This window comes from Ferrimonas senticii DSM 18821, assembly GCF_000422665.1.
GTDB lineage: Bacteria > Pseudomonadota > Gammaproteobacteria > Enterobacterales > Shewanellaceae > Ferrimonas > Ferrimonas senticii.
Genome location: NZ_KE383900.1, coordinates 113,737 through 135,789 on the forward strand (window position 1 = coordinate 113,737; position 22,053 = coordinate 135,789).

Annotated in this window: 23 protein-coding genes; 4 read left to right on the forward strand and 19 right to left on the reverse strand. The window is 53.8% G+C overall.

The window, feature by feature from the left end; genetic code table 11:
* The first annotated feature begins 287 nt into the window (after window positions 1-287).
* The gene (locus G506_RS20565) at window positions 288-1,949 is read left to right on the forward strand and encodes a FapA family protein (RefSeq protein WP_156904939.1); all 1,662 of its coding nucleotides are present in this window, start codon (window positions 288-290) and stop codon (window positions 1,947-1,949) included.
* A 70-nt stretch (window positions 1,950-2,019) separates the two neighbouring features.
* On the forward strand, window positions 2,020-2,628 hold the full coding sequence (locus tag G506_RS0117275) for a superinfection exclusion B family protein (protein WP_028117962.1): 609 nt from the start codon (window positions 2,020-2,022) through the stop codon (window positions 2,626-2,628).
* A gap of 69 nt (window positions 2,629-2,697) precedes the next feature.
* Here G506_RS0117275 and G506_RS0117280 read toward each other — a convergent pair whose 3' ends face one another.
* Window positions 2,698-3,480 (reverse strand): TetR/AcrR family transcriptional regulator, encoded by a 783-nt coding sequence (locus G506_RS0117280; protein ID WP_028117963.1) that lies wholly within the window; start codon window positions 3,478-3,480, stop codon window positions 2,698-2,700.
* A gap of 421 nt (window positions 3,481-3,901) precedes the next feature.
* On the opposite strand from G506_RS0117280, the gene G506_RS21270 reads away from it, so the two are divergent.
* Window positions 3,902-4,033, forward strand: coding sequence for a hypothetical protein (locus G506_RS21270; protein ID WP_276197982.1), 132 nt, complete (start codon window positions 3,902-3,904; stop codon window positions 4,031-4,033).
* 111 nt (window positions 4,034-4,144) lie between these two features.
* Here G506_RS21270 and trmB read toward each other — a convergent pair whose 3' ends face one another.
* The 5 genes from trmB to G506_RS0117310 form a co-directional block, all read right to left on the reverse strand.
* A complete protein-coding gene (gene trmB, locus G506_RS0117290) occupies window positions 4,145-4,804 on the reverse strand; it encodes a tRNA (guanine(46)-N(7))-methyltransferase TrmB (protein WP_028117964.1) in 660 nt (219 codons plus the stop codon).
* A 17-nt stretch (window positions 4,805-4,821) separates the two neighbouring features.
* Window positions 4,822-5,592, reverse strand: a complete 771-nt coding sequence (locus G506_RS0117295; protein ID WP_028117965.1) for an ABC transporter permease — start codon at window positions 5,590-5,592, stop codon at window positions 4,822-4,824.
* Window positions 5,589-6,524, reverse strand: a complete 936-nt coding sequence (locus G506_RS0117300; protein ID WP_028117966.1) for an ABC transporter ATP-binding protein — start codon at window positions 6,522-6,524, stop codon at window positions 5,589-5,591. The genes G506_RS0117295 and G506_RS0117300 overlap by 4 nt, the downstream gene beginning before the upstream one ends.
* 69 nt (window positions 6,525-6,593) lie before the next feature.
* A complete protein-coding gene (glnB, locus tag G506_RS0117305) occupies window positions 6,594-6,932 on the reverse strand; it encodes a nitrogen regulatory protein P-II (RefSeq protein WP_028117967.1) in 339 nt (112 codons plus the stop codon).
* 15 nt (window positions 6,933-6,947) lie between these two features.
* On the reverse strand, window positions 6,948-8,567 hold the full coding sequence (locus tag G506_RS0117310; RefSeq protein ID WP_028117968.1) for an NAD+ synthase: 1,620 nt from the start codon (window positions 8,565-8,567) through the stop codon (window positions 6,948-6,950).
* 100 nt (window positions 8,568-8,667) lie between these two features.
* Between G506_RS0117310 and G506_RS0117315 the strand changes: the two genes are divergently transcribed.
* Window positions 8,668-9,174 (forward strand): GspH/FimT family pseudopilin, encoded by a 507-nt coding sequence (locus G506_RS0117315; RefSeq protein WP_028117969.1) that lies wholly within the window; start codon window positions 8,668-8,670, stop codon window positions 9,172-9,174.
* A gap of 15 nt (window positions 9,175-9,189) precedes the next feature.
* Here G506_RS0117315 and G506_RS0117320 read toward each other — a convergent pair whose 3' ends face one another.
* The 13 genes from G506_RS0117320 to G506_RS0117380 all read right to left on the reverse strand — a co-directional run bounded on the left by G506_RS0117320 (window position 9,190) and on the right by G506_RS0117380 (window position 22,043).
* Window positions 9,190-9,483: a TapY2 family type IVa secretion system protein gene (locus G506_RS0117320; RefSeq protein ID WP_028117970.1), complete on the reverse strand. Its 294-nt coding sequence runs from the start codon at window positions 9,481-9,483 to the stop codon at window positions 9,190-9,192.
* Window positions 9,483-9,872, reverse strand: coding sequence for a type IV pilin protein (locus G506_RS0117325; RefSeq protein WP_028117971.1), 390 nt, complete (start codon window positions 9,870-9,872; stop codon window positions 9,483-9,485). The genes G506_RS0117320 and G506_RS0117325 overlap by 1 nt, the downstream gene beginning before the upstream one ends.
* A 2-nt stretch (window positions 9,873-9,874) precedes the next feature.
* Window positions 9,875-12,868 carry a PilC/PilY family type IV pilus protein gene (locus G506_RS20105; RefSeq protein ID WP_051202234.1) on the reverse strand — a complete coding sequence of 998 codons (2,994 nt, stop codon included), beginning with the start codon at window positions 12,866-12,868 and terminating at the stop codon, window positions 9,875-9,877.
* A gap of 9 nt (window positions 12,869-12,877) precedes the next feature.
* Window positions 12,878-13,291, reverse strand: a complete 414-nt coding sequence (locus G506_RS0117335) for a hypothetical protein (protein ID WP_028117972.1) — start codon at window positions 13,289-13,291, stop codon at window positions 12,878-12,880.
* Window positions 13,288-13,920, reverse strand: a complete 633-nt coding sequence (locus G506_RS0117340) for a PilW family protein (RefSeq protein ID WP_169628124.1) — start codon at window positions 13,918-13,920, stop codon at window positions 13,288-13,290. Before G506_RS0117340 ends, G506_RS0117335 begins: the two co-directional genes overlap by 4 nt.
* A complete protein-coding gene (locus G506_RS0117345) occupies window positions 13,854-14,252 on the reverse strand; it encodes a PilW family protein (RefSeq protein WP_028117974.1) in 399 nt (132 codons plus the stop codon). Before G506_RS0117345 ends, G506_RS0117340 begins: the two co-directional genes overlap by 67 nt.
* Entirely contained in the window at window positions 14,249-14,794 is a 546-nt protein-coding gene (pilV, locus tag G506_RS0117350; RefSeq protein ID WP_169628125.1) for a type IV pilus modification protein PilV, read from the reverse strand. Before pilV (G506_RS0117350) ends, G506_RS0117345 begins: the two co-directional genes overlap by 4 nt.
* A 113-nt stretch (window positions 14,795-14,907) precedes the next feature.
* Entirely contained in the window at window positions 14,908-19,302 is a 4,395-nt protein-coding gene (locus tag G506_RS20110; RefSeq protein ID WP_084631560.1) for a pilus assembly protein, read from the reverse strand.
* A 30-nt stretch (window positions 19,303-19,332) separates the two neighbouring features.
* On the reverse strand, window positions 19,333-19,725 hold the full coding sequence (locus tag G506_RS0117360; protein ID WP_028117976.1) for a type IV pilin protein: 393 nt from the start codon (window positions 19,723-19,725) through the stop codon (window positions 19,333-19,335).
* Window positions 19,726-19,728: 3 nt separating this feature from the next.
* Entirely contained in the window at window positions 19,729-20,241 is a 513-nt protein-coding gene (locus G506_RS0117365; RefSeq protein WP_028117977.1) for a pilus assembly PilX family protein, read from the reverse strand.
* Complete coding sequence (locus G506_RS0117370; RefSeq protein ID WP_028117978.1) at window positions 20,241-21,023, reverse strand: PilW family protein; 783 nt, start codon at window positions 21,021-21,023, stop codon at window positions 20,241-20,243. Before G506_RS0117370 ends, G506_RS0117365 begins: the two co-directional genes overlap by 1 nt.
* Window positions 21,020-21,544 carry a type IV pilus modification protein PilV gene (gene pilV, locus G506_RS20570; RefSeq protein WP_051202237.1) on the reverse strand — a complete coding sequence of 175 codons (525 nt, stop codon included), beginning with the start codon at window positions 21,542-21,544 and terminating at the stop codon, window positions 21,020-21,022. Before pilV (G506_RS20570) ends, G506_RS0117370 begins: the two co-directional genes overlap by 4 nt.
* Window positions 21,513-22,043: a GspH/FimT family pseudopilin gene (locus tag G506_RS0117380; RefSeq protein WP_156904940.1), complete on the reverse strand. Its 531-nt coding sequence runs from the start codon at window positions 22,041-22,043 to the stop codon at window positions 21,513-21,515. Before G506_RS0117380 ends, pilV (G506_RS20570) begins: the two co-directional genes overlap by 32 nt.
* Window positions 22,044-22,053: the final 10 nt, after the last annotated feature.

A 22,053-nucleotide genomic window follows, 5' to 3' on the forward strand; every position in this document is an offset into this window, starting at 1 on the left:
GTGGCGGAATTGGTAGACGCGCTAGCTTCAGGTGCTAGTGTTCGAAAGGACGTGGGAGTTCAAGTCTCCCCATCTGCACCAGATTTAGACCCCTTGAGTCGAAAGACTCGAGGGGTTTTCTGTTTTTGGCTCATTGCCTCAATTTCCCTCCCCTACCTCAACAGTTCAGAATTCATTCAGATTGTACTTAACTCTGAAACATTTCTGTGACCTGGCTGACATTCGACCACGTCGTAACTGTACTTCCCATAACGCTTCACACAACATGGACAACACATTGATCTGTTTTGCTTTTGTCTATGCTCGCCGCCGATATGCTGCAGTGGGATCCCTCATTGCGCCACCTTACTTTGACGCTACACCCCAACCAGCAACCGCACCCAAGCAGTGCCGATATCGAGCGCGTATTTCAGCACAGCCGTTTTAACGTTTTGCAACCGCAACCGCGCGAATGGCAAGCGGGACTCGATCGCTTAAATCAAAGCACCAGTGCCGTTACCATAGAGATCGCCAAAGCCGTTGACGGTTACTGGCAACTGGAACTAAGCCCAGATTATATGGAGCTTACCGCCAGTCTGACCCTGCCCTGCGGTGGCCAGGCTGCCAGCATCAATGATCTGCTGTTGCTGTTAAAGCAGAAAAAGATTGAACGCGGTCTTAGCCGCAGTGCCATCATCGGCTTATTTGAACGGCACAAACAGGGCAATCCTGGCAGCACTTATCAACAAGTGATCGCCAGTGGTAAACCGCCACAACACGGCCAAGATGGCTATTTAGAAAAATTAGTTACCCTTGCCAGTGAACGCCATCTGACCCCACAGGCGCGCGATGTTAACCGCGTTGATATGCGCGATCTGGGCAGCAACTACGGCATTGAGCGCGGCCAACCACTGATGCGTCGCCATCCACCAACCACAGGTGCGGATGGTTATGATCTGCTTGGCCGGCCTCTTGCGGCACATGTTGGCCATCCGGTGCCATTAGTCGCAGGCTCCGGCACCATCATCAGTGACCAAGATCCCGACCTGTTGCTGGCTACCTGTGCCGGCATGCCGATCGCCGTGGCCAACGGCATGGCGGTCGAAGAGCAACTGCAACTGGCACAGGTCGACATTCGCAGTGGCCACATCAACTTCAATGGCTCGGTCGAAATCACCGGCAACGTCGACGAAGGCATGAAAGTCATCGCCAGTGGCAACATTGTGGTTCGCGGTATCGTTGAGGGTGCCAGCTTACAGGCTGGCGGCAACATCGAGGTGCACCAAGGGGTGATCGGTCGCCAGCGGGACGATGGCAGTCTCAATTGTCAGCTTGCCGCCGGTGGTGACATCAAAGTCAAACGCGCGCAGTTTTGTCAGTTGCAATGCTTTGGCAATATCGAAGTGCAGTTGCAGTGCAGCCACAGCCAACTTCGCAGTGACGGCACGGTGCACGTCGGTGAACCGGGACGGATGCAAGGTGGCCTTTACGGCGGGGTGGTTGAAGCGCGGCTCGGCTGCACCTGCGTTGAACTTGGCACTAAGGCAGGGGCGGAAACCACCGTCAAGGTCGGTACCGACTACAGCAAAGTCAAAAGCAAGCTGGATCAACTGCTACAGCAGCGGACCGAGTTTTCCAAACAGATTATCGCCACCCAAGCGCAGCAGAAACAGAAGCTTCGAGAGGGCGCCGAACAGGCGGAGATCGAGCGCTTAAAAACGCTAGTAGAAGAATATAAACAACAGTTTAGCGATAACAGCCACGCCATCGATGAACAGCAGCAAAAGCTTGATGAGTTCTACAATCAGATCGACATCAAAGTGTTGAAGCAACTGTTCCCACGAGTACTACTTGTGGTCGGTCAAGAGCGACAGTTGACCGAAAAAGAACACGGCCCAAGCCAAGCCTTCGTCGATCATAGCGGCTTTAACCTTGACGCCTACATTCCTGCCCCGCGACGCCGAAAATAACCACCAATACGCCACTGGCATAGCTTTTGCTAGTGGCGTGTCATTGTCATCATCGTCAATGAGTTGACCTATGAACCTACAACAACATTTGGCCACACCACTGGCCAATCGACAATGGCTAACCTTGGTTGCGCTTTGGCTGCTGCTCACCGCTCTCACGTTGCTGTTGCTACCGATGTCGATGCTGCAATCGCTGCTCCTGCAACAGTGGGCCAGCAACCACGGCTTTTGGATCGGGTTAACCGCACTGGCCAGTGGCAGCTATCTGCTAGCCGAAGTGCTGCATTGGCAGTTTCGGCGTCACAGCGACAAACGCCAACAACGACATCAATTGGCACAGTTAGAACGCAAAATTGGCCTATTGGATAATCAGGAACGAGCGGTATTACGTGAGTTTTTCCTGCAAGCCAACAGCCTAGTACGAATGCCGTTGGCTAACATCGCCGTCAATGAACTGCTGCATTACGGCGTCATCGAACAGATTGGTGACAGCGAGCACTACGCCATCGAGGGGCGCGTTGCCCAAATGCGGATCAGCGATTATGCCAAGCCATTATTGAATCGGCAGATCTTGCGGATCCCAGAGGGCACCATGACCGAAGCGCAGCGCAACCAACTGTTGGCTGCACGCCCTGAGTTCATTATCTCCCTCGGCCGTAGCCGTCGCAAAGCTGCCTAACTTTTTAAGCGATGAACGACAACAGCCACCGTAAGGGTGGCTGTTGTCGTTTAACGGCTGTGGTGTCGATTACGATGCCGCACGCATCGCGTTTAGCACCTTGCGCTCTTCCTCACGCTCGCGTTCACACTCGGCCAACTGGTGCTCAACTTCCGCCATCACTCGGGTAAAGGAGTCGGCACGCAGCGGCGCAGTCCATTCCAGCGAATTAATGAATACCGCAAACGCATCAAACAGTTGGCGAGGATCCAAATTGGTGATTGCGGTCACCATCAATGGATTGTCGCGCGAACCACAAGCACCGCGCTCTAGGTAGGTCAGCATGCTATGAACCATATTGACTTGGCTGTCGCTGGCGTTCAATTCCCCTTGGATACGGGCACTTTCCACCACTCGCAAAATGGTGCTGTAGAACTGATCGATACGCATCTGCAGTTGCTGAATTCGATATTCGCTGGCTTGCTCCAACACTTTTGGCGCAACGCCAAGGCCATTTAAGCCTAGGGTCCAACTCGCTTGCTGACTCGCCAACACCGCGAACAGATGCATCGCCACCCAACGCTCGGCGTAGCTCAACTCACAACTCATCAGGTATGGCTGACGTTCAACAATGTGCTCCATGTGCCGAGCAAAGATCGCAATCAACAGATCTTCTTTACAAGAAAAGTGCTTGTACAGGGTTCCAGCACTGCAACGGGCCTCTGGTGCCAGTTCAGAGAAGCGGAATGAAACCAGACCTTGCTCTTTTAACAGGTCTTCGGCAAAGCACACCAACATATGATCGCGCTGACGAAAACGAGCTTGGTTTGGAGAGCCCCAACTCATCGATGAACCCAATTCCATGGCTGCCATTGTCAATATCCCCTAGGTGTAAGTTTTTGTTCGCAATTGCGGCTACTTTAATCAGCAAGCGAATAAGTGACTGTGCGTTAGCGCTAATTTTTTCATTTTCACGCGGACAATTTGTCAAAAGTTGATTTGGCCGACATTTTCAATTTTGCTAAAAACAGCCACAAACACCCCAAATATCACCCTTAAACACCCAGAAACGCCACTACCACCAAGACACTTTGTCGCACAATGAGTAATAACTTTCAATTTTCCGGCAAACCGCGTCGTAATGACCACAATGCAATTCAGCGTTTCGGTTGGGATTCAAAGCTGGCTTGCAGTCATTAGACTTTGGTCTAGACCAGCACGTTTAGTGATAGCGCCGCTGCGCCGGCAATGCTATTTATCTGATTCGGTTCAACGGTCACGCAGAGGTATTACCATGGAACAACAGAACGACAGCCAACCACAGCACGGCACCGAACAATCTTGGCGCGATGGCGCTGTTGGCCAACAATTGGTTGATCTGCTAGAGCAGAACCTGGGCGGCGAGGATACCTCGACAGCGGATTAGGCCAGCCTGAATTGACGTTACACAAAGCCCTGCTCGCGCAGGGCTTTGTGGTTTGTGGTTTGTGGTTTGTGGTTTGTGGTTTGTGGTTTGTGGTTTGTGGTTTGTGGTTTGTTAGGACAAATTAGCTTGCAGTTGATACAGCGACTGGCCGGAATCTCGATATTTGCGCTCGAACGGGGTCAATGGCTCAACCACCTCAAGAGCAGCAAGTTGCCCCTGATGGCCGGCCACAGCGAGTGCCTGTTGAAACTCTTGCAGGTAGATAAGCCAGTTGGATCGCAGTTGCAACTGGCCACCTAACGCTAACAGTGACGGGAACAGCGGCCCGCCATGCCAACGCCGCTGCAGATGAGCCGCCTTCGGCCACGGGTTAGGATAGAGTAGATAGTGATGGCTTAGCCGCCAGTTGGCATCGACCATCAGTCGCCACAGATCATTCAGATCACCACGCACGACCCGATAATTATCAACGCCATTGTGGTAATGGCTGTGCTTATCGATACGCAGCGCCGATTTATCGATCCCCAGCACGATGGCCTCTGGATGACGTTTGGCGAGATTGGCCGTGGATTCGCCGACACCACAACAGGAATCGAGCACTAACGGTTTAGGATTGGCCTGACGCCAATCGCTTAGCTCGGCAAACAGTTCGCGACTGCGCTCAGAGATGGGCGCTAGGAACCGCTGCCCAAGGTGGCGGGCAACGGTGGTAGCGAGATTATGGTGTAACCCCGGCTGATTGGAGACGATCGTCCGTGATCGGTTGTGCATTAATTGTCCTTACTTTATTAACTGCGTAGCCCGACGCCTTTATCAATCAAGCGGTATGCCACCGCGGTCAGTGCCACAATAAAGGCCGCCATCAACGCAAAGGAAGCACCAAGACTAACGTCGCTGATCCCAAGGAAACCGTAGCGGAAGGCGTTGATGGTGTACACCACCGGGTTAAGCTGCGACACGCCCTGCCAGAACTCCGGCAACAAGCTGATGGAGTAGAACACCCCGCCCAGATAGGTCAGCGGCGTCAGCACAAAAGTCGGAATGATGGTGATGTCATCAAAGGTCTTGGCAAACACCGCATTGATCAGACCGCCCAACGAGAAAATGATCGCCGTCATCAATACCGTCAGCGCCAACACCCACAGGTTATGGATCTGAATATCAACGAACAACAATGCCACCGCCGTCACGATAACCCCAACGCACAGACCGCGAGCCACGCCGCCAGCGACGTAACCGCCAATGATCAACAGATTCGGTACTGGCGCCACTAACAGCTCTTCGACGTTACGCTGAAACTTAGAGCTGAAGAATGAACTGGCAACGTTGGCGTAAGAGTTGGTGATCACCGCCATCATAATCAGTCCCGGCATGATGAACTCCATGTAACTGAAGCCCTCCATCTGGCCGATGCGGCTGCCAATCAGGTTACCGAAGATCATAAAATACAAGGTCATGGTGATTGCCGGTGGCACTAGAGTTTGCACCCAAATGCGGGTAAAGCGGATCACCTCTTTGCGCACCAACGATTGCAGCGCTATCCAGTATGGATGGTTCATGCGTTGGCCCCCCGTCCGTTTTCAACCAAGGTCACAAACAACTCCTCCAAGCGGTTGGCCTTATTACGCATCGACAGCACATTGATGCCCTGCGCACTCAATTGGCTAAACACCTCATTAAGACTGCGGCTTTTCGGCACATCCACCGCTAAGGTGTGGCTGTCTTCAACCCGATAATCAAAACCGTCCAACACCACCGCCGCCGGATCACTGGCGGTATCCAATAGGAAGGTTTCAATATCCAGTTTCGCCAGCAACGCTTTCATGCTGGTGCATTCCACTAGTTGCCCCTTGTCGATGATGCCGATGTTGCGGCACAGCATCTCGGCTTCTTCCAGATAGTGGGTGGTCAAAATGATGGTCACCCCCTGCTGGTTGATCTCTTTTAAAAACGACCACATCGAACGACGAATTTCGATATCCACCCCGGCGGTTGGTTCGTCTAAGATCAACAGCTTAGGCTGATGCATCAGCGCCCGGGCGATCATCAAGCGGCGCTTCATGCCGCCGGACAGCTCACGAGCTCGGGCATCACGTTTGTCCCATAAATCCAACTGAGTCAGATAGGTCTTAGCGCGCACTTTGGCTTCGGCATAGGGCACCCCATACAGACCAGCTTGGTTAACCACTATCTGCTGCACGGTTTCAAACTGGTTGAAGTTAAACTCCTGCGGCACTAAGCCGATGCAGCGCTTAGCGTCATTAATATGGGTGTCGATGTTGTGACCGAACACCTCAACGCTGCCGCTGGTCTTATTCACCAACGAGCTGATAACGCCAATGGTGGTGGACTTACCAGCGCCATTGGGCCCCAGCAGCGCGAAGAAGTCACCCTGAGCGACCGTTAAATCAATGCCACGCAGCGCTTCGGTGCCGCCAGCGTAGGTCTTACGCACCGCCTTGAGCGACAGCGCGTGAGCGTTGTTAGTCATGGTTATCCCCACAAAAACCATAAAAAATAAAGGCGCCACTGGGCGCCTTGGAATCGAAAATGGGCGGAATCACACCGCCTCGTCGTTCTCTTCGCCGGTACGAATGCGGATCACCCGCTCGATATCTGTGACGAAGATCTTACCATCGCCAATCTTGCCTGTCCGTGCGGTCTCAACGATTGCCTCAATGGCTTGTTCCAGCAGGTCATCAACGATAACCACTTCAATCTTCACTTTCGGCAAGAAGTCGACCATGTATTCTGCACCACGGTACAGTTCGGTATGGCCTTTTTGGCGGCCAAAACCTTTGACCTCCTGAACGGTCATGCCGGTGATACCGATCTCCCCTAGCGCTTCACGCACGTCGTCGAGCTTGAATGGTTTAATAACCGCTTCGATCTTTTTCATTGTGGTCCTTTACTGTTACCAGTTCTGTTTGCCAAAGCCGGAGGTGATCGGATAACGACGATCCTTACCAAAGGCTCGTGGCGTTACTCGCGGCCCGACGGCCGCCTGACGCCGTTTGTATTCATTTAAGTCTACCAGTCGGATCACCCGCCGAACATCCGCTTCGACGTGTCCTGCCACAACGATCTCGGCCACGCTCTGATCGTGCTCGACGTAACGTTCCAGCATGTCATCCAGCAGATCGTACGGCGGTAAGCTGTCCTGATCGATCTGATCCGGTGCCAACTCCGCTGAAGGTGGGCGGGTAATCACCCGCTCTGGGATCACCGGCGATATCGTATTGCGGTAGCGTGCTAAGCGGTAAACCAACTGCTTCGGCAAATCTTTAATCACCGCAAAACCACCACACATATCACCGTACAGAGTACAGTAGCCGACCGCCAGTTCGCTCTTATTGCCGGTGGTCAGCAAAATCTTGCCGGACTTGTTCGACAACGCCATCAGCAACACACCGCGAATACGCGCTTGCAGATTCTCTTCAGTGGTGTCTTTGCCTTTGCCGCCGAACATTGGCGTTAACTGACCAATAAAGGCATCGAACATCGGTTCGATAGAGACATTATCGTAAGCGACGCCCATCGCCTGCGCTTGCTCGGCGGCGTCGTTCTGACTCATGCCAGAGGTGTAGGTAAACGGCATCATCACCGCTTGCACCTTTTCGGCACCAATGGCATCGGCGGCAATCGCCAGAGTCAGCGCCGAATCAATGCCGCCGGAAAGCCCGAGCACTGCGCCATTGAAGCGATTCTTGCCAACGTAATCGCGTACCGCCAACACCAAGGCGTTGTAGATCTGCGCATCCAAGCTTGGCAGCGGTTGACGCTCACCCGCCTGCGGCTGGCCGTCAACGAATTCGACCAGCGCTAAGGCTTCAGCAAACTGCGGCAGTTCATGGGTGATCTGGCCATGGCTATTTAGCACCAGCGAATGGCCATCAAAGATCAGCTCATCTTGGCCACCAATCAGATTCAGATAAACCACCGGAACCTGCGCTTCGGCGCCACAAGCTTCAATGACATTCAGGCGCTCATCAAGCTTGGTCATGTTAAACGGCGAAGCGTTCAGCGACAGCAGGATCTCGGCCCCTTGCTGATGCAGTTTGGCCACCGGCTCGGCATGCCAAATATCTTCGCAGATCAAGATCCCAAGCTTGTGGCCAGCAAACTCGACCACGCAAGATTCGCTGCCGCTAGCAAAGTAGCGCTGTTCATCAAAGACGCGGTAATTCGGCAGTTGCTGCTTATGTGCCAAAGCAACCACGGCACCACCAAACAGCAAACTGGCGCTGTTATACAGGCTATCGTCTTGCTGGTGCGGGTGGCCAACAAGCACCCCAATGTCGGGGTTATGGCCAGCGATCAACGCCAGTTGTTGCTGACAACGCTGCAGCAGATCTGGCCGCAGCAACAGATCCTCCGGCGGGTAACCGGTCAGAGCCAGTTCAGGGAACATCACCAAATCGGCGCCCATCGCGGCCGCTTGATCAATATCGTTACGGATGGCAGCGGCATTGCCTTCAATGTCGCCCACCAAATAATTCTTTTGCGCCAGCGCGATCTTCAACGACTTAGTCATACCTACACAAGCTATCCTTTTTTAAGCCTCGCAAGTGTACGGCAAAGGGCAAACGCCGCAAAGAGGCGCAGGAATATCAAGCAATCACAGGAGCGTAAGGATGCGCTATGACAATCAAGGACTGACCTTAGTCGAGATGTTGGTGACCATGGTGGTGGCGGCGATCTTATTGGCTATCGCGGTGCCGGCGATGGAGGGGATAAGCGAAGACAGCCGCGGTCGCAGTGGTGCCGATGTGCTTTATCAAGATCTGATGCTGGCGCGGCAATTGGCGGCCAGTTACCAAAACGCCGTAACCATCTGTCATTTAGATGGCAGCGACTGCGATGGCGATTGGGATCAGGGCTACACCATTTTTATCGACGCCGATCGCAGTAACTCATTCACCAGCGGCGATGAACAGATCCAGTTGCGTCGCCTTGCCAGCGACCAAGATTTTCTTAATTACGACGCCAACTTTGTCCGCTTCAACGCCGATGGCAGCAGCATCAATAACGGTGACTTTAATTACTGCCCTAACAGCCAAACCAGCAGCTACAGTCGCACCGTAAGGCTGGCCAGTTCCGGCATGTTGACCCACTTGGGCTTAAGCGGCAGCTGCTCTTAAGTCAGCCAAGGCACGCTAGCGTGGGGTGTTCTCATCCAAAAGTTGAGCGTCGCGACTGGCAAACTGCGATTGGGTGCGGACGCACTGCTCAACCTTGGCGATCTTAGCCTTCGGCTTTCCATAGCCATCCAAAACCCACTGACCGGGCAACTGGTCAATCGCGGTTAGTCGCAAACTGGGTTTAAACGAGACAAAGTGGATGTGCGCCGTACCCAAGTCATCCAGCACATGGCATTTGTGATCTTGTGGGTAATCGTTGGCGTGCACGGTGACAGCAACCCCAATAAGTCCGAACAACAATGGTTTCATTACCAGCACTCCGTTGGGGTTTTCGTCCCTTCCATGGTTAACACCAGCGCACTGCAATCTGAATCGATGGTCGCCTGACTGCCCTGCGCTGCTGCGGTTAAGGTATAACTGCTGCCACTGACCACCGCCGTGATTTGATAGCGAGCGCTGTCGGTAACATAAGGGCTGGTGGCCAACCCCAAATCGGTCAAGTCGCTGGTAAAGCTGCGATTATCTAAGAAAAATTGCTCTTGCAAATTGGCCACCCGATTTAACTGAGCGTGCGCTTCGCCACGGTAGCCGCGGCCCACATACTGTTGATAAGACGGGTAGGCAATCGCACTGATGATGGCAATAACCACCACGGTAATCATCACCTCAATAAGGGTAAATCCTTTCCCTTTTACCACTGTCAGTTCCCTCCATAGTGGTAATAGATTTGACGGGGCGCCAAGGTCAGCCCGGTAGCAAGGGTACCACTGCGATTTTCACCGGCACCGACGCCTACCAAGCTTAGTGCAGGCAGCCAAGACTCTGAAACTTGTTGCGGTGCTGGTGGCACTAGCCACTGCGGCGAATCCGGTAAACGTTGACCTAACGCCAGTGTCAACTGCCGCTGACCATAGTGCAGTTGCAAACCATGCAAGTTGCCATAACCGAGCGTCGCGCAGGTATCGCCCTGCGCCGACTGCGGCAGATAAGTGCTGAAATAGGCGATGCCATTGATTAGCACCGGCGCAGACAGCGATTTCTCGCCAACCGCGAGCGGGTAATACCAGCCTCGCTGTTGACTAAATCGCTGTAAATCTAAAGTCGGTTGCAGTTGCTCTGGCAACGTCGTCGCTACATTGTGCAGATCTGCCACGGTCAGCGGTTTCGGAAAGGGGTTGCCCGCATGCCAGTGCTGGGTATCGATGTGGCGGTCTTGCAACACATACAAATGATCCTCGGTATCTTGGCCGTTGGGGTGAGCGCGATTACCCGAACCGACCACCACTGCGTCGTAGGCCAGTGGTCGTTGGCTCACAACCTGACTACCATCGGCAAGCGTCGCAGACTGTGGCAGCGTCAGTTGCGTTTGCGCGACCGCCACTTCGGCAAAAAAACGACGGTCATCAGTGATCGTCTCGCCGCCTAAATCGGCAAACAGATTTGCCGACCACTGGCGCCGATCGGCGCTGGGCATATCAATCCGCCAGATGTGGCCGCCACTGTCACCGACATACAAGCGATCACTCACGCCATCGTAGTCACTATCAAGGGCACTGACGTTGCCCGGTATTGAATCAACCACGGCCATCAGGGTGTTATCAACGCCCGCTTCGCTGCTGAATTGATGCAACAACTGACCACTGCCGGCATCGATCACCAACACCGCCCGACCACGAACATCATTACTGCCAACTTGCCGCTGATCTTTGTTCGGATCGTAACCGGCCGCCACCAGCAATACTGGTTGCGCAATACCGGGCAAGCGGGTGATCAGTGGCTCCGACCAACTTTGGCCTAGCTGCGCAAAGCCAGCCATTTCTGAGTCGATCTGCCACATTAGCTGCGGTTGATCGGGCTGCGAGATATCCAAGGCGTAGTAGCTGCTGCCACCGCGCCGTAAGCCAAAAAACAGCCAAGCGCTGTCATCAACGCCAATTCGACCGTCGCCGTCGTTATCGCGCAGGTAAGCGACCGGTACCCCATCAACACCATAGACACTATGGCCAACACCAGCAGCATTGCGCCGTAAGGTGGGTACATTGCCAAGCAGTTCCGGCAGATAGAGCGCCCAACTCTCGCTAACGCTGGTGCCATGATCTTGGAACATGTGCAGATAGCCGTGATTGGTGCCAATCAACAGTCGCACATCGTCACTTTCATCGCCGAGAGCGTGCCCAAAGCGCAGTGCCAGTGGCTTAGAATGCAGCGGATCGCCAAAGACACTGGCGCGCCGTTCGCTGACATCGCCGTCGCTATCTTCATCATCAACATCAATGCCTTGCAACCACTGCCAGTAATCGTCCAGAGGCTGCCCTTCGGTCAGCCCTAAGCGTTGACGCAGATTCGCCTCACCGTTGAAATGACCAAGCATATTGACACCGCTTAACGCCACAATCTGATCATGATTTAACTGCAGCAGTCGCCGCTGCGGCTGGTTTTGTAAGGCCGCGGCAACGCCGCCAACACTCACCTGAGCGCCATCACCACCGGTTCTGGTCGCTTGGCATGCCAAGGAACTAGTCCACAGAGTGCAAGCCTCAGCGGCGATATCACCATCGCCATCAATAGCGAGATTGCCTTGTTGGTCGACTACGGTGCCTTGCGGCGTAACGACTAATTTTTTAAGGTTGCCATGCCAACGCGGGCGGTCACTTGGGGCAAACACCCCGTAATACAATGCTTCGCCGGTATTGGTACGGTCGCCAGCACTGAACGCCACCGCAGGCGAAGTGAAACCGCCATTGGCCGCTAGCACCTCGGCGACAATTTGCTGTAGCGACCGCTGCAGAGCACTAACGTCAGCGGCAGCGTGATAGCGGCCGCCGCCGCGGTTGGCGGTTTCAGTTAGCACCCCTGCGGCTTCGACAGCACCTTCGGCAAAGCCGATGGTGTGGGTGACCACCCGCTGCTGCCCCGCCAATTGCGGTTGTAAATCCTGTTGAAACAGAAACTCGGCCACCACCGGCAGATATTGTTCGCTTACCAACTGGTCGCTGTATGGCTTAAGTACAAAACCGGCGGCGCTAAATTCGGTGATGATCTGCTGGTTATAATGACTGTCTCTAGTGGGGTTACCATCGCTGATCAGCACCACATAAGCCGGCGCCTGACAGCGCGTGAGCGGCGACCGATAGCGCCCGTCAGCATCGACGATGCGACGATCCGCCAGCGGCAAATTATGGTCGTTGCCACTGTTGCTGTCGTCTTGTTGATAACGGTCGTTAAAAACCGCACCACCACTAAAATAGCGATAACTTTCAAATAGCGTTTCACACAGCGGCGTCCAACCTTTTGCTGGTAATGCTTCAATAGTGCCAAGTAGTGCCGCCGGATCGTCACGATTGGCATCAATACCCTGCACAATCCGCCCGCCATTATCGCGTTTGTTGCCATCGGCGATCCCCTGCTGATCCTCATTGAAGTTAAATACGGCCAAACCAAAATCCACCTCGGGGTTGGCGAGCACCAGTCGCTGCAAGGTGTCTTTGGCTAATCGCATCCGCGTTTTGTCGGTTCCAGGTTCGACGGTGGTCATCGAACCGGAGTTATCCAAAATCAGCAGCACCTGCGGCCTAATGGCACTTTGCGCACTAATACCAAAAAAGATCTCGGTATCATCAGCCAGCGCCACGACCGAGCAAAATCCAACGCTTAACGACCACAGCCAGCGGCTTGACAGCCTAAACAGGTTCATACGGTCTCCTTAACGACGTAGCAACGGCTGCTCGATACCGGTGATAACCGACCACTGGCCACGCTGATTGCGGCCATAGTGAACCGTGGTGGTCAGTTCATTGTGGCGACAATTTACTACCCCAACGGCGGTCGCATTGACCCGGCGGCGGCAACCGGACTCAACCAGTAACCGCAGTTGGTGATTCGCGGGAACCACTGGGTTATCCGCCAGCCAAAGGCTACCCGCTGGACTTTGACGCTGCGCCGATAACAGCGCCTGCTGTAGCGAATCGGCTTGTTGCTGGGCTTGCTCTCTGGCGATACTGGCGGCCGTCATCTGCACCGATAACCGACTGCGCTCCGCCAGCGCTACCGCGATGACCGTCAGTACCAATAGCAATAACACGCTGGTGAGTAGGGCGATCCCTTGCTGATAGTTCATCTCCTCCCCCCAGAGCCAAAGATCGGATTACGCAGCATCACCGTGGTTGATAATTTATTACGACGACGACCGTCGCTAGCAAAGGTGCGATCACCACTGGGCATCAGGAAGCGTGCTGGTGCAGGGGCACTACGATCCTCGCTGACGCTGCTGAGCAGCAAATGGATCTGCACCGCAATAATCTGCGCGGCGGCGCTGCGATCCCACACCGCCGCACTGATCTGATCCGCACTGAGATACTGATCAATGGCTGAGTCATCATCCAGATCGATGCCAAATCGATATTCAATCGCGGCAACGCCCTCGACCAATTGCTGCGCCCGTCGCATCCCGGCGCGATTAAGGGCCAACATATACAGCGCCGGATTACCACTGGGGCTTTGGCGAACAAAATAGACCCGATGATGGTAGCGATACACCCGATGAAGATGATTCGCAGACTCAAGCCAATCGGGCTGGCCATCACTGCCGACAAAGAACTCGCTGCGATCTGGACTAAGCCCCAGATATACCTCATGCGGCTGCAACGGCTGGTCTTTCACGTTAATGCCATCAAGGCGCTTCAGCTGCAGCAGATCCGATTGCGACAGCTCGCCATTACGGAAGCTGCGACAATTCGTTCCGCCCACAGAGTACGAAAATAGCCAATCGCGGTTGGATAACTGCCGTTATTTAAGCCGCCACCCAAGCAATCATCGGCAGCAGGTAACGGCGGGATCGCCACCGTAGTACTGACTAAATCGGTGCCAGTTAGATCAGCGAAGAACCCCTGTTGAGCCAGATCCTGCTGCAATATTCGTAGTGCCATACGGCCACTTTGTTGCAGTTGGCTGTGTTGCCCGGTGCTGCCAACACTGCGAGCAGACATCGAAAACACACTGTAACTGCCAGCAACAACTAGCAAGCCAATCAGTAACGCCACCATCAACTCGACCAGAGTAACGCCTGCTTGCCGGTTCACAGCGCCACCACCGTACTGACCAGTGCCAGTCGTCGTTTCGTACCGCTACTGCCACAGCTTTGAATGGTGCTGCCATAGCCTGCAGCGCTATCTTCACTGGCTACCCGCCCCTGCCAAGCAACGACCACATCGACTCGATCCGCATCGACAAAGACACAACCGGTGGTGGCTGTGGGGGTGCCGAGATTGCGACCAGCAAGCTGTTCTGCGCTGCCGCTTAAGCGTTGATCCCATTGGTAGCGATCCCAGGCCGCTAACTGGGCCGGCGAACAACGACTGATGGCACCGGTGCAGTTAATGGTTGGCGCCACCAAGACCCCACTACCGTAAGAACGGGACTGATAACCGTCACGCTGTGATGAATTTAGCCGGATTCGATCGGCCATATCAGCGGCGGCAACCAGCGCTTCGGCGTAGTTTGCCGCCGCACCACTGCTGCGCTTGGCGTAACTGTGCAGCGCAAATACCCCAAGCAAACCAACCACTAACAACAATACCGCGATCAGCACTTCAATCAGGGTTAATCCCGTTTGTCGTATCACCACTTATCCAGGTATTCCGAAAACCGTGCTAGCAATAACGCAAAACAACGACAAAAGCGCCAAGGTTTCCCTCGGCGCCAGTCCGTTACTTTGTGAATGTTGGCGAAGTTAGCTCAGAACAAGCGGCGCCAGTTGAGTAGCCCCAGCGGTGGAGCGGCATTTTCAAATCGATCATCGCCGACGAAAATCAACTGCTTAGCATCACAGTCATCGACGCAAGGTACGTCCGGATTACTGGGATCGGCCGGTACACCGGCATCGGCAGGCGGCTGAATAATCAGGCTTGGCGCGGGCGGGATGTAATCAAACTGATAGCTTTGCTCGAGCTGTCCCGTTCGCAGGTTAAGCTGCATAAACCAGCCCTCGCCACCGCTGCCACATGGATCTTGATTCGGCGTCATGGTGGTAAAGCTAACCGAATCGGTCAGCGACAAACTGGTGGTCACTTGCCGTTCGCCAAGGTTATCGGTATTGCCATCTTGGGTGTTGATGAGATCCAGATAGAACCCCGCATGCGTGCTCCAGTTCACCGCACTTTGCGTTAACGTCCGTGCCCGCCCTTGCTGGCTAATGATGGCCTGCGGCATCAGTTCGGAATAGGCGTAACCATCAGCAATCGTGCGTTCATCATCAATACTGCTGCCATCAAGCTTATCCCAGATGACGTAGAAGCTCTGGGTCGGCTGTCCGGTCGCTGCGGCATCGCTGCCACTCACGTACAGGCCGGTACCAAACGACAGCAAAATGCCGTTGGCGAGGCCGGTTGGATGCACCGCAAATGACGGCCTAGAGGTGATCGACTGCGACTCAAAATCAAAGCCTGCCACTGTCATTGTTGGGCTCTGCGCGGTAAACAACGGACCGTTGTCGTTGGTTGCCATGCCCCATTCGTTAGGATCAGCATTACGCACATCAAATACCCACATATTGCCGTACAGATCACCAGCGTAGATGCGATCAGCGATGCCATCACCGTCTTCATCAAGCACCGCCGGTTCCGCCAATGCATTGGAGCGCGCACCACCGGTTGGATCGACTTGAGCGCCAACGCTGAGTTTGCGGATCAAGCTGCCATCATCTAGGTCAGCAATGTACAGCGCACCATCACCTGCGGCATTAAAGCCGTTAGGGAAAATAACCCCGTTTTTACCATTCGCCAATCTGGCGATGGTGGGCTGCGCGCGGCTATAACCGATGTCGCTATAATCACCGCTGGCGGTGATCTCCCACTTTGCCACACTGGCATCGATGCTAGACAGATCAGAGAGATCTAGCGCATACACCCCTTTAGCACCATGACCAAGACTGCCGACAATGGTGGTATCGCCATCGTCATCGGTAAAGCCGGTGATGGCACCGTCAACATAGTAACGATGGCTATAACCGGAGTTGGGATACTCTCCCAGATGTTCGTACACCGCACTGGGAAGGTACGCCACCAGTTCATTACCAGTAGCCAGATCAAACACATGCACCATGCCATCATTGGCGCCAGCCACCACCACCGGCTTGCTGACAATGTGACCATTTACGCCATTAACCACATAAGGGGTGGCATGGACGATATCCCCCAGCACTGAACCGCGCTGGCGCATCGAATAGGCCGATCCCGCCGCTTCATTGCTGCGGTCGCCACGCAGGTAGTTTATCGCCGCTTGCAGATAGTTAAGCTTGTCGCTGGTATCACCGGAAGCGCCATTAAGTAGCGCGTTGACTTGCGCCAAACTTAACCCTGCCGTGGTACCAGCCAGAGCCGCAGCCGATGTCGGTGCGGTAAACTCAAATACGCTGCCACTGGTGTCATTGCGACTGTAGATCTTACGACTGCTGACGACCTGAGCATCCAGTTGAGTGGCAGCGCTCCAACTGGGGCTGCTGGAAAACCGGCCGCTTTCGTCGGCGGCATAGGCTTTCACGTCGCCAGACCAAACGCCATTTTGATAACTGCTTTGATAACGCACCGCATCGGCAGTTAAAAACTGGCTGTTGAAAGTTGAAATACTGGGGGCTGCTTGCGCCGCGATGTTTTCAAAGGCGCGCCGTAGGCTGTCGCCCAACTCACCGGCATTGGTCACCGGGAAGTAGTTGTCGGGCACCCCATCACCATCGCTGTCCCACTCCTCTTGCAGATCCGGTTTTAGGTTGCCATTACCCACTTCGTTGTCTTCGACAAACCCACCATACTTGGCGGCGTAATACAGCGGCGATGGCAAAAATTCGGCGGCGGCAGAGGAACTTGGGAAAAAGTTACGAGTTCGCAGATAGCCTAATGTAGTGGTTTTCTGTTCAGGACTACCTACGCTTCTGAAGTTATTTGGATATGGGACATCATCTGGTCCAATCGTGTCTAAATAGTAGGGAACATCATCACCATTGCCACCATCAGGGCGATCTAGAACGTCTAAATAAATACCATCGAACTCTGTGCCCGAAACAACATAGCCAGCATGTTGATGAATACTACCTGCGGCATAATCTGAGCTTAGGGTAACTTGCAAGCCGGTCTTTTGTTCGCTGGCACTACACGCCTGGCCATAGATAGGACAAAGATCGTCTTTCACCTCATAGGTGTAGGTGACGATCATATCCATGTCGTGATCGGCGCCTTGCTCGACATCTTCAAAATTAATCCGAAATACCCCTTTGGTTGGGGTCAACTCCTGAACGTAAAAATCAACGATGGTGTTGGTCGGTTGAAAATCAGCAGTTGGGCTGATGCCAGACCCTGAGGTCGATTTGGCGTAGGGCACTAACCGAATTTGGTTATCGCCAATTGGCACGTTGATTTCAGGCAGCGGCGAAGAGATCCCAACGACGGTGGTCGCTATCCCTTGATGGCCACTTTTAGAGGGGAAACGATCGGTCACTCGACCATAGTAAGCCGCTGCTGCCGAGGTGTATGACCCCTCTTTGGTTGGCTCTTGCGGCGCCAGACCATAAATACTATTCAGGTCGTTAACCGTTTTAGCCGTCGGCGCCCCATCATCATCACCAGAGTGAGCACCGGAGTGGCCAATAAAGAACTGGCCATTAATGCCCTCTTGGGTGGAGATATCGGTTAGCAAGGTTTTGGCATTAAAACCACTAAGATCGCCACTGATGCCGCTGCCTTTGACCGCTCCGGGAAGTTCATCGGCATCGAATGAGGGATAGATGTCACTGATCACCAAGTTATTTGGTTTAGCGCAGTAGTTACGGACATCAAACGGTTTATCCCAAGCTGAAATTGGCAGATTGACACTGTAACTTCCGGAATCCGCAGGCGGGATATAGTTCGAGGTGGCTGCCCCTTTGTCGTTAAAATAGCGCACACTTTCATACAAAATTTCCCCCAGCGGATTGCCCCAGTCGATAAACTCGCCGCTGCGCATCGGTCGCTTAGTCACCCAACCTGCATCTTGATTATTTTCATCGGTGAAGTTGATATGGATACCATTGCCCCGATTGGGTGAAAAACCGCGTATTCGAAAACCATCTAAGCTGGCGATAATGCCATCGACATTACTGTTAAAGGTGCCATCACTGGGATCAATCTCATCAAACGCTTTGACTTGATGACGCAACACCCCGCCAGAGATATTGGCACGGTTGCTGCCAGTCATCAGACCAAAATCCATGCCACCGTTTTCACCAAATTCATGCAGCAAGCCAATCGGTTTGGCATTGCCGCTTGGGTAACCTTTGCAATTTGCCTCTAACTTGCCAGCCACACACACTTGCACCCGCACACTGTATTGATGGTCTTGCTCGTAACTGCCACAGCCATTGGTCAAATTATCCCGCAACACAGGCCCTTCAGTACTGGCCCAGTTCCAAACATCACAGCTTTCACCATCTTTAGGTTGCTGATTTACAAGAACGATTAACTGCGGCTGCGGCGATTTCCAAATAAGTCCGTTACGTTCAAAGGTCGCATTACCAAAAAAATGTTTTTTGCCATTTCCCGGTACCGAGAACGGGCTGTAATCGGCAATGTCATAGCCGCTTTCGGCCACTGATACATATTGCTTGGCCCAACTGTGGGCATCCAAAGGGATATAGCTACGTTCCAACACGGTTTCACTGCTGCCATCAACATCGCGGGTGCCGCCGTACAACACCTTGCGCATCAGATCGATGCGCGACATGGTCAGATAGTTTAGGAAGTCACCGCTCCATTCATTGCTACCGCTGCAGGTTTTCGCTGGCGCAGCCGTTTGCGGCTCAAAACGTTCATCACTGCTGTTGTAGATGTAACAGCGGAAGGAGTTAAAGTAACCGTCATAATCGATGCTGCTTGGCTCGTAGCGATAATCAATCACCCCATCGCCATCCAGATCTGAAGCGTCGTTATAAGCCTCATAATAGAGGGTGTGATCACGGCTCATCACCAACATGACTAGTGGCGCCGCATCTTGACCTGAGTTCAGCGGTGCAGTCGCCAATGGCACCGTACCCGCCATCGAGGTTGGGGCTAGCGCGGCTGTCCCGAATAAGGCAACCAGTCGTCGAATCATCTTCCCTGTCATCAACTTGTCCTTGTTATTTGGCGGGTCGAATTACCAGCAACTGCTCAGTGAACCCGTGGTTTGATTGGTATTGGCGATGGTCAACGTGCCACACTCATCCGATGCCTGCGCCCCTTTGGGCGCCGCCGACAAGGTAAAGGTGTTGGCTGCCGCCGTTGCCGTTAGCGTGTAGTAATCGCTGAAATCGCTGCTGGGGCTAATTAGGGTTAAGGTACTGCCGCTGACTGCACCACTGAAATTGAGGTTTTGGGCGTAGTAGCGCTCCAATCGCTGCGCCCCCTCAATCAGCGTTTGTTTGGCCACCTGACGGCGACTGTCCTGGACATAATCGCTATAACTGGGATAAGCGATGGAAGCCAAAATCGCGATAATCGCCACCGCAATCATCACTTCAATTAGGGTAAAGCCGGGTTGTCTATTCATCGGTTACTCCATCACCGCCACATAGGCCTGCACTAAGGCTTGAGCTTGGCCGTCACCATTGGCGCGGGTGGTCACTTTGATAAACCGGCGCGAAGGCAGGCTGCGACCAAGGTCCAAACTGGGTTCGCGGCCACCATCTTCCAACAGATACTGCGGTGCGCCGGCTAAGTTAGCATTACTGCCATCTTGCAAGGTCACCGCCGCCGTCCAGTTGCCGGCGGTCTTCCACCAATCGGCACTGGCAAAGGTGGCACTAACAATCGAGTTGGCGGAAGCGGGATCCAACCTATCGTTTACTGAGGGGTGGTTGTCGTTGATGATCGCTTGTGCCTCCGACAGCGCCGATTGCGCCCGCACAAAACTGTTAGTCATATCATGATAAACGGTGGTGTTACGGCGCGAGTCCAGTACCTGTTTACCGACGGCCACCCCCAATATCGACACGATTAACAACACCACTAACGCACTTAATAAGGCGATTCCTTGCTGCTGAGCTTGCCGTTGTAATCGCCTCATTACACACCTCGGTTATTAAGCAAATTGATGTTATCGCGGACCACTTGCCGCACTTTGCCTTCGCCATCACTGTCTTTGGTTACCGCGGTACCCAACACGTCGTAGGTTTGATTGGCGGCAATCGGCGCACGGCTCATCTCTCGGCTCACCAGCAGCGCCAGGCGCAGATGGCCGATCTGGCTCCAATCAGCGACGTCATTGGCGGTTTGATAGCGATAGATGCCATCGCGGTTCGGGGCAAAATCAAGCTGCATCTGCTCAATCCCCTGTTCAAACCGATGGGCGCCAGTACCGTCCTCACAGAACAGTTCCTCGGCAGCGGACAGATAAAACACCATGGTATCGATGACACCAGCTGCCAGCGTGCTGCCATCGCAGCGGTACACTTCGCCATTGGCTGGATCGGATCCGAAAAAACGGATGGCGATCACATCACTGCCCGCTAGTATCCCAGCGGCAGCGGTGTTGTCGATCGCTTGGATTATTTGGCCATCATCCCAATCGAAATTGATGCCAGCGACACTGTTATTTTGATGATTCGGCACTTGCTGATCGGTAACGATTTGGTCGAATTCACGATAGCCCGCTTGTTGCAAATACAAGCGCATCGAATGCAGGCTCATCCGACTTTTATGGATAAGTTGATTGCTACTGCGACTGGCTTCATAGGTGGCACCATCTGCCAGTACCGAGGTAAACACCAAGCCCATGATCATCAAACTGAGCATCAGGGCGATCATCAGTTCGATCAGGGTTAACCCCCGCTGACGTCGCAAGATCATTCGCGGATCCATAATTCCATCTCCACACATTGATGGCTTTGGCCGTCAACGGCACAACCGGCAAAATCGGTCCCAGTTCCAGTTAGGGTGGCATCCCAGGTAAGTTGCAGCCGGATTAAGTTGGTTTCTGGCTGCAACACCGCAAACCGCAATTGCGGGATAACTTGGCGGGCGCTTTGGAACCATTCAAACAGTTCGTATTCGGCAAACTGTGCCCGCGTGCAAGTGGTGGCGGCCGCTTGGCAATCGGTCACCGCCGCCATGGTGCCGGTAGCGAGATTGGTAAAGTTAAAATCGCTGTTGATGGCGGCTCGAGGTTCGGCACGGATCCGCTCGCTTAGATCTAATGCGGCACTATAGGCTTGCTGAGAAAAACGCACCTCTCGGGCGTTTTGCAGCGACGACACCTGCATTCGAGCAAAACCAAGCAAGCCAATCGCCACCACCAACACCGCAATCAACAGCTCAATCAAGGTAAAACCTTGTTGCTTAGGCGCAATCGCTGCTACTGGCTTTGGCATAAGTCACCCTCCCATTCAGGTCGATGCTGACCAGATATTCATCGACATCACTGTTGGCCGAACAGATCGCAAAGCTAGCGGCGACACTACGACCGCTGGGGAAAAAACGCTGGCTAACTGCAGCCGACTTGATCTTTTCAGCCGCAATGCGCTGCTGCACCGTAATCAGTTGGTCATTGGCGGCACTGAAACTGTTGCTGCGATCGTCATCGACATACAGCAGCCAACCGTTATCGGCACTCCAACTGGCTGCACAACTGTTGCCATTACGGGTGGGGCATAGATAGGTAGAACGAGTATTAGCCAGTGCTTCCTGCTGGCCGCGTTGCAACGCCGATACCAGTTGATCGCGGCTGGCTTTAACTCGATGACTGTCAACCAAGGCAGTTAATGACGGCACGGTAATCGACAACACAATGGCGGCAATCGCCACGGTGATCATCAATTCAATCAGCGTGAATCCGTGATTTCGATTGGTTCTCTCAATAGCATTTTGCACAACGACGCTG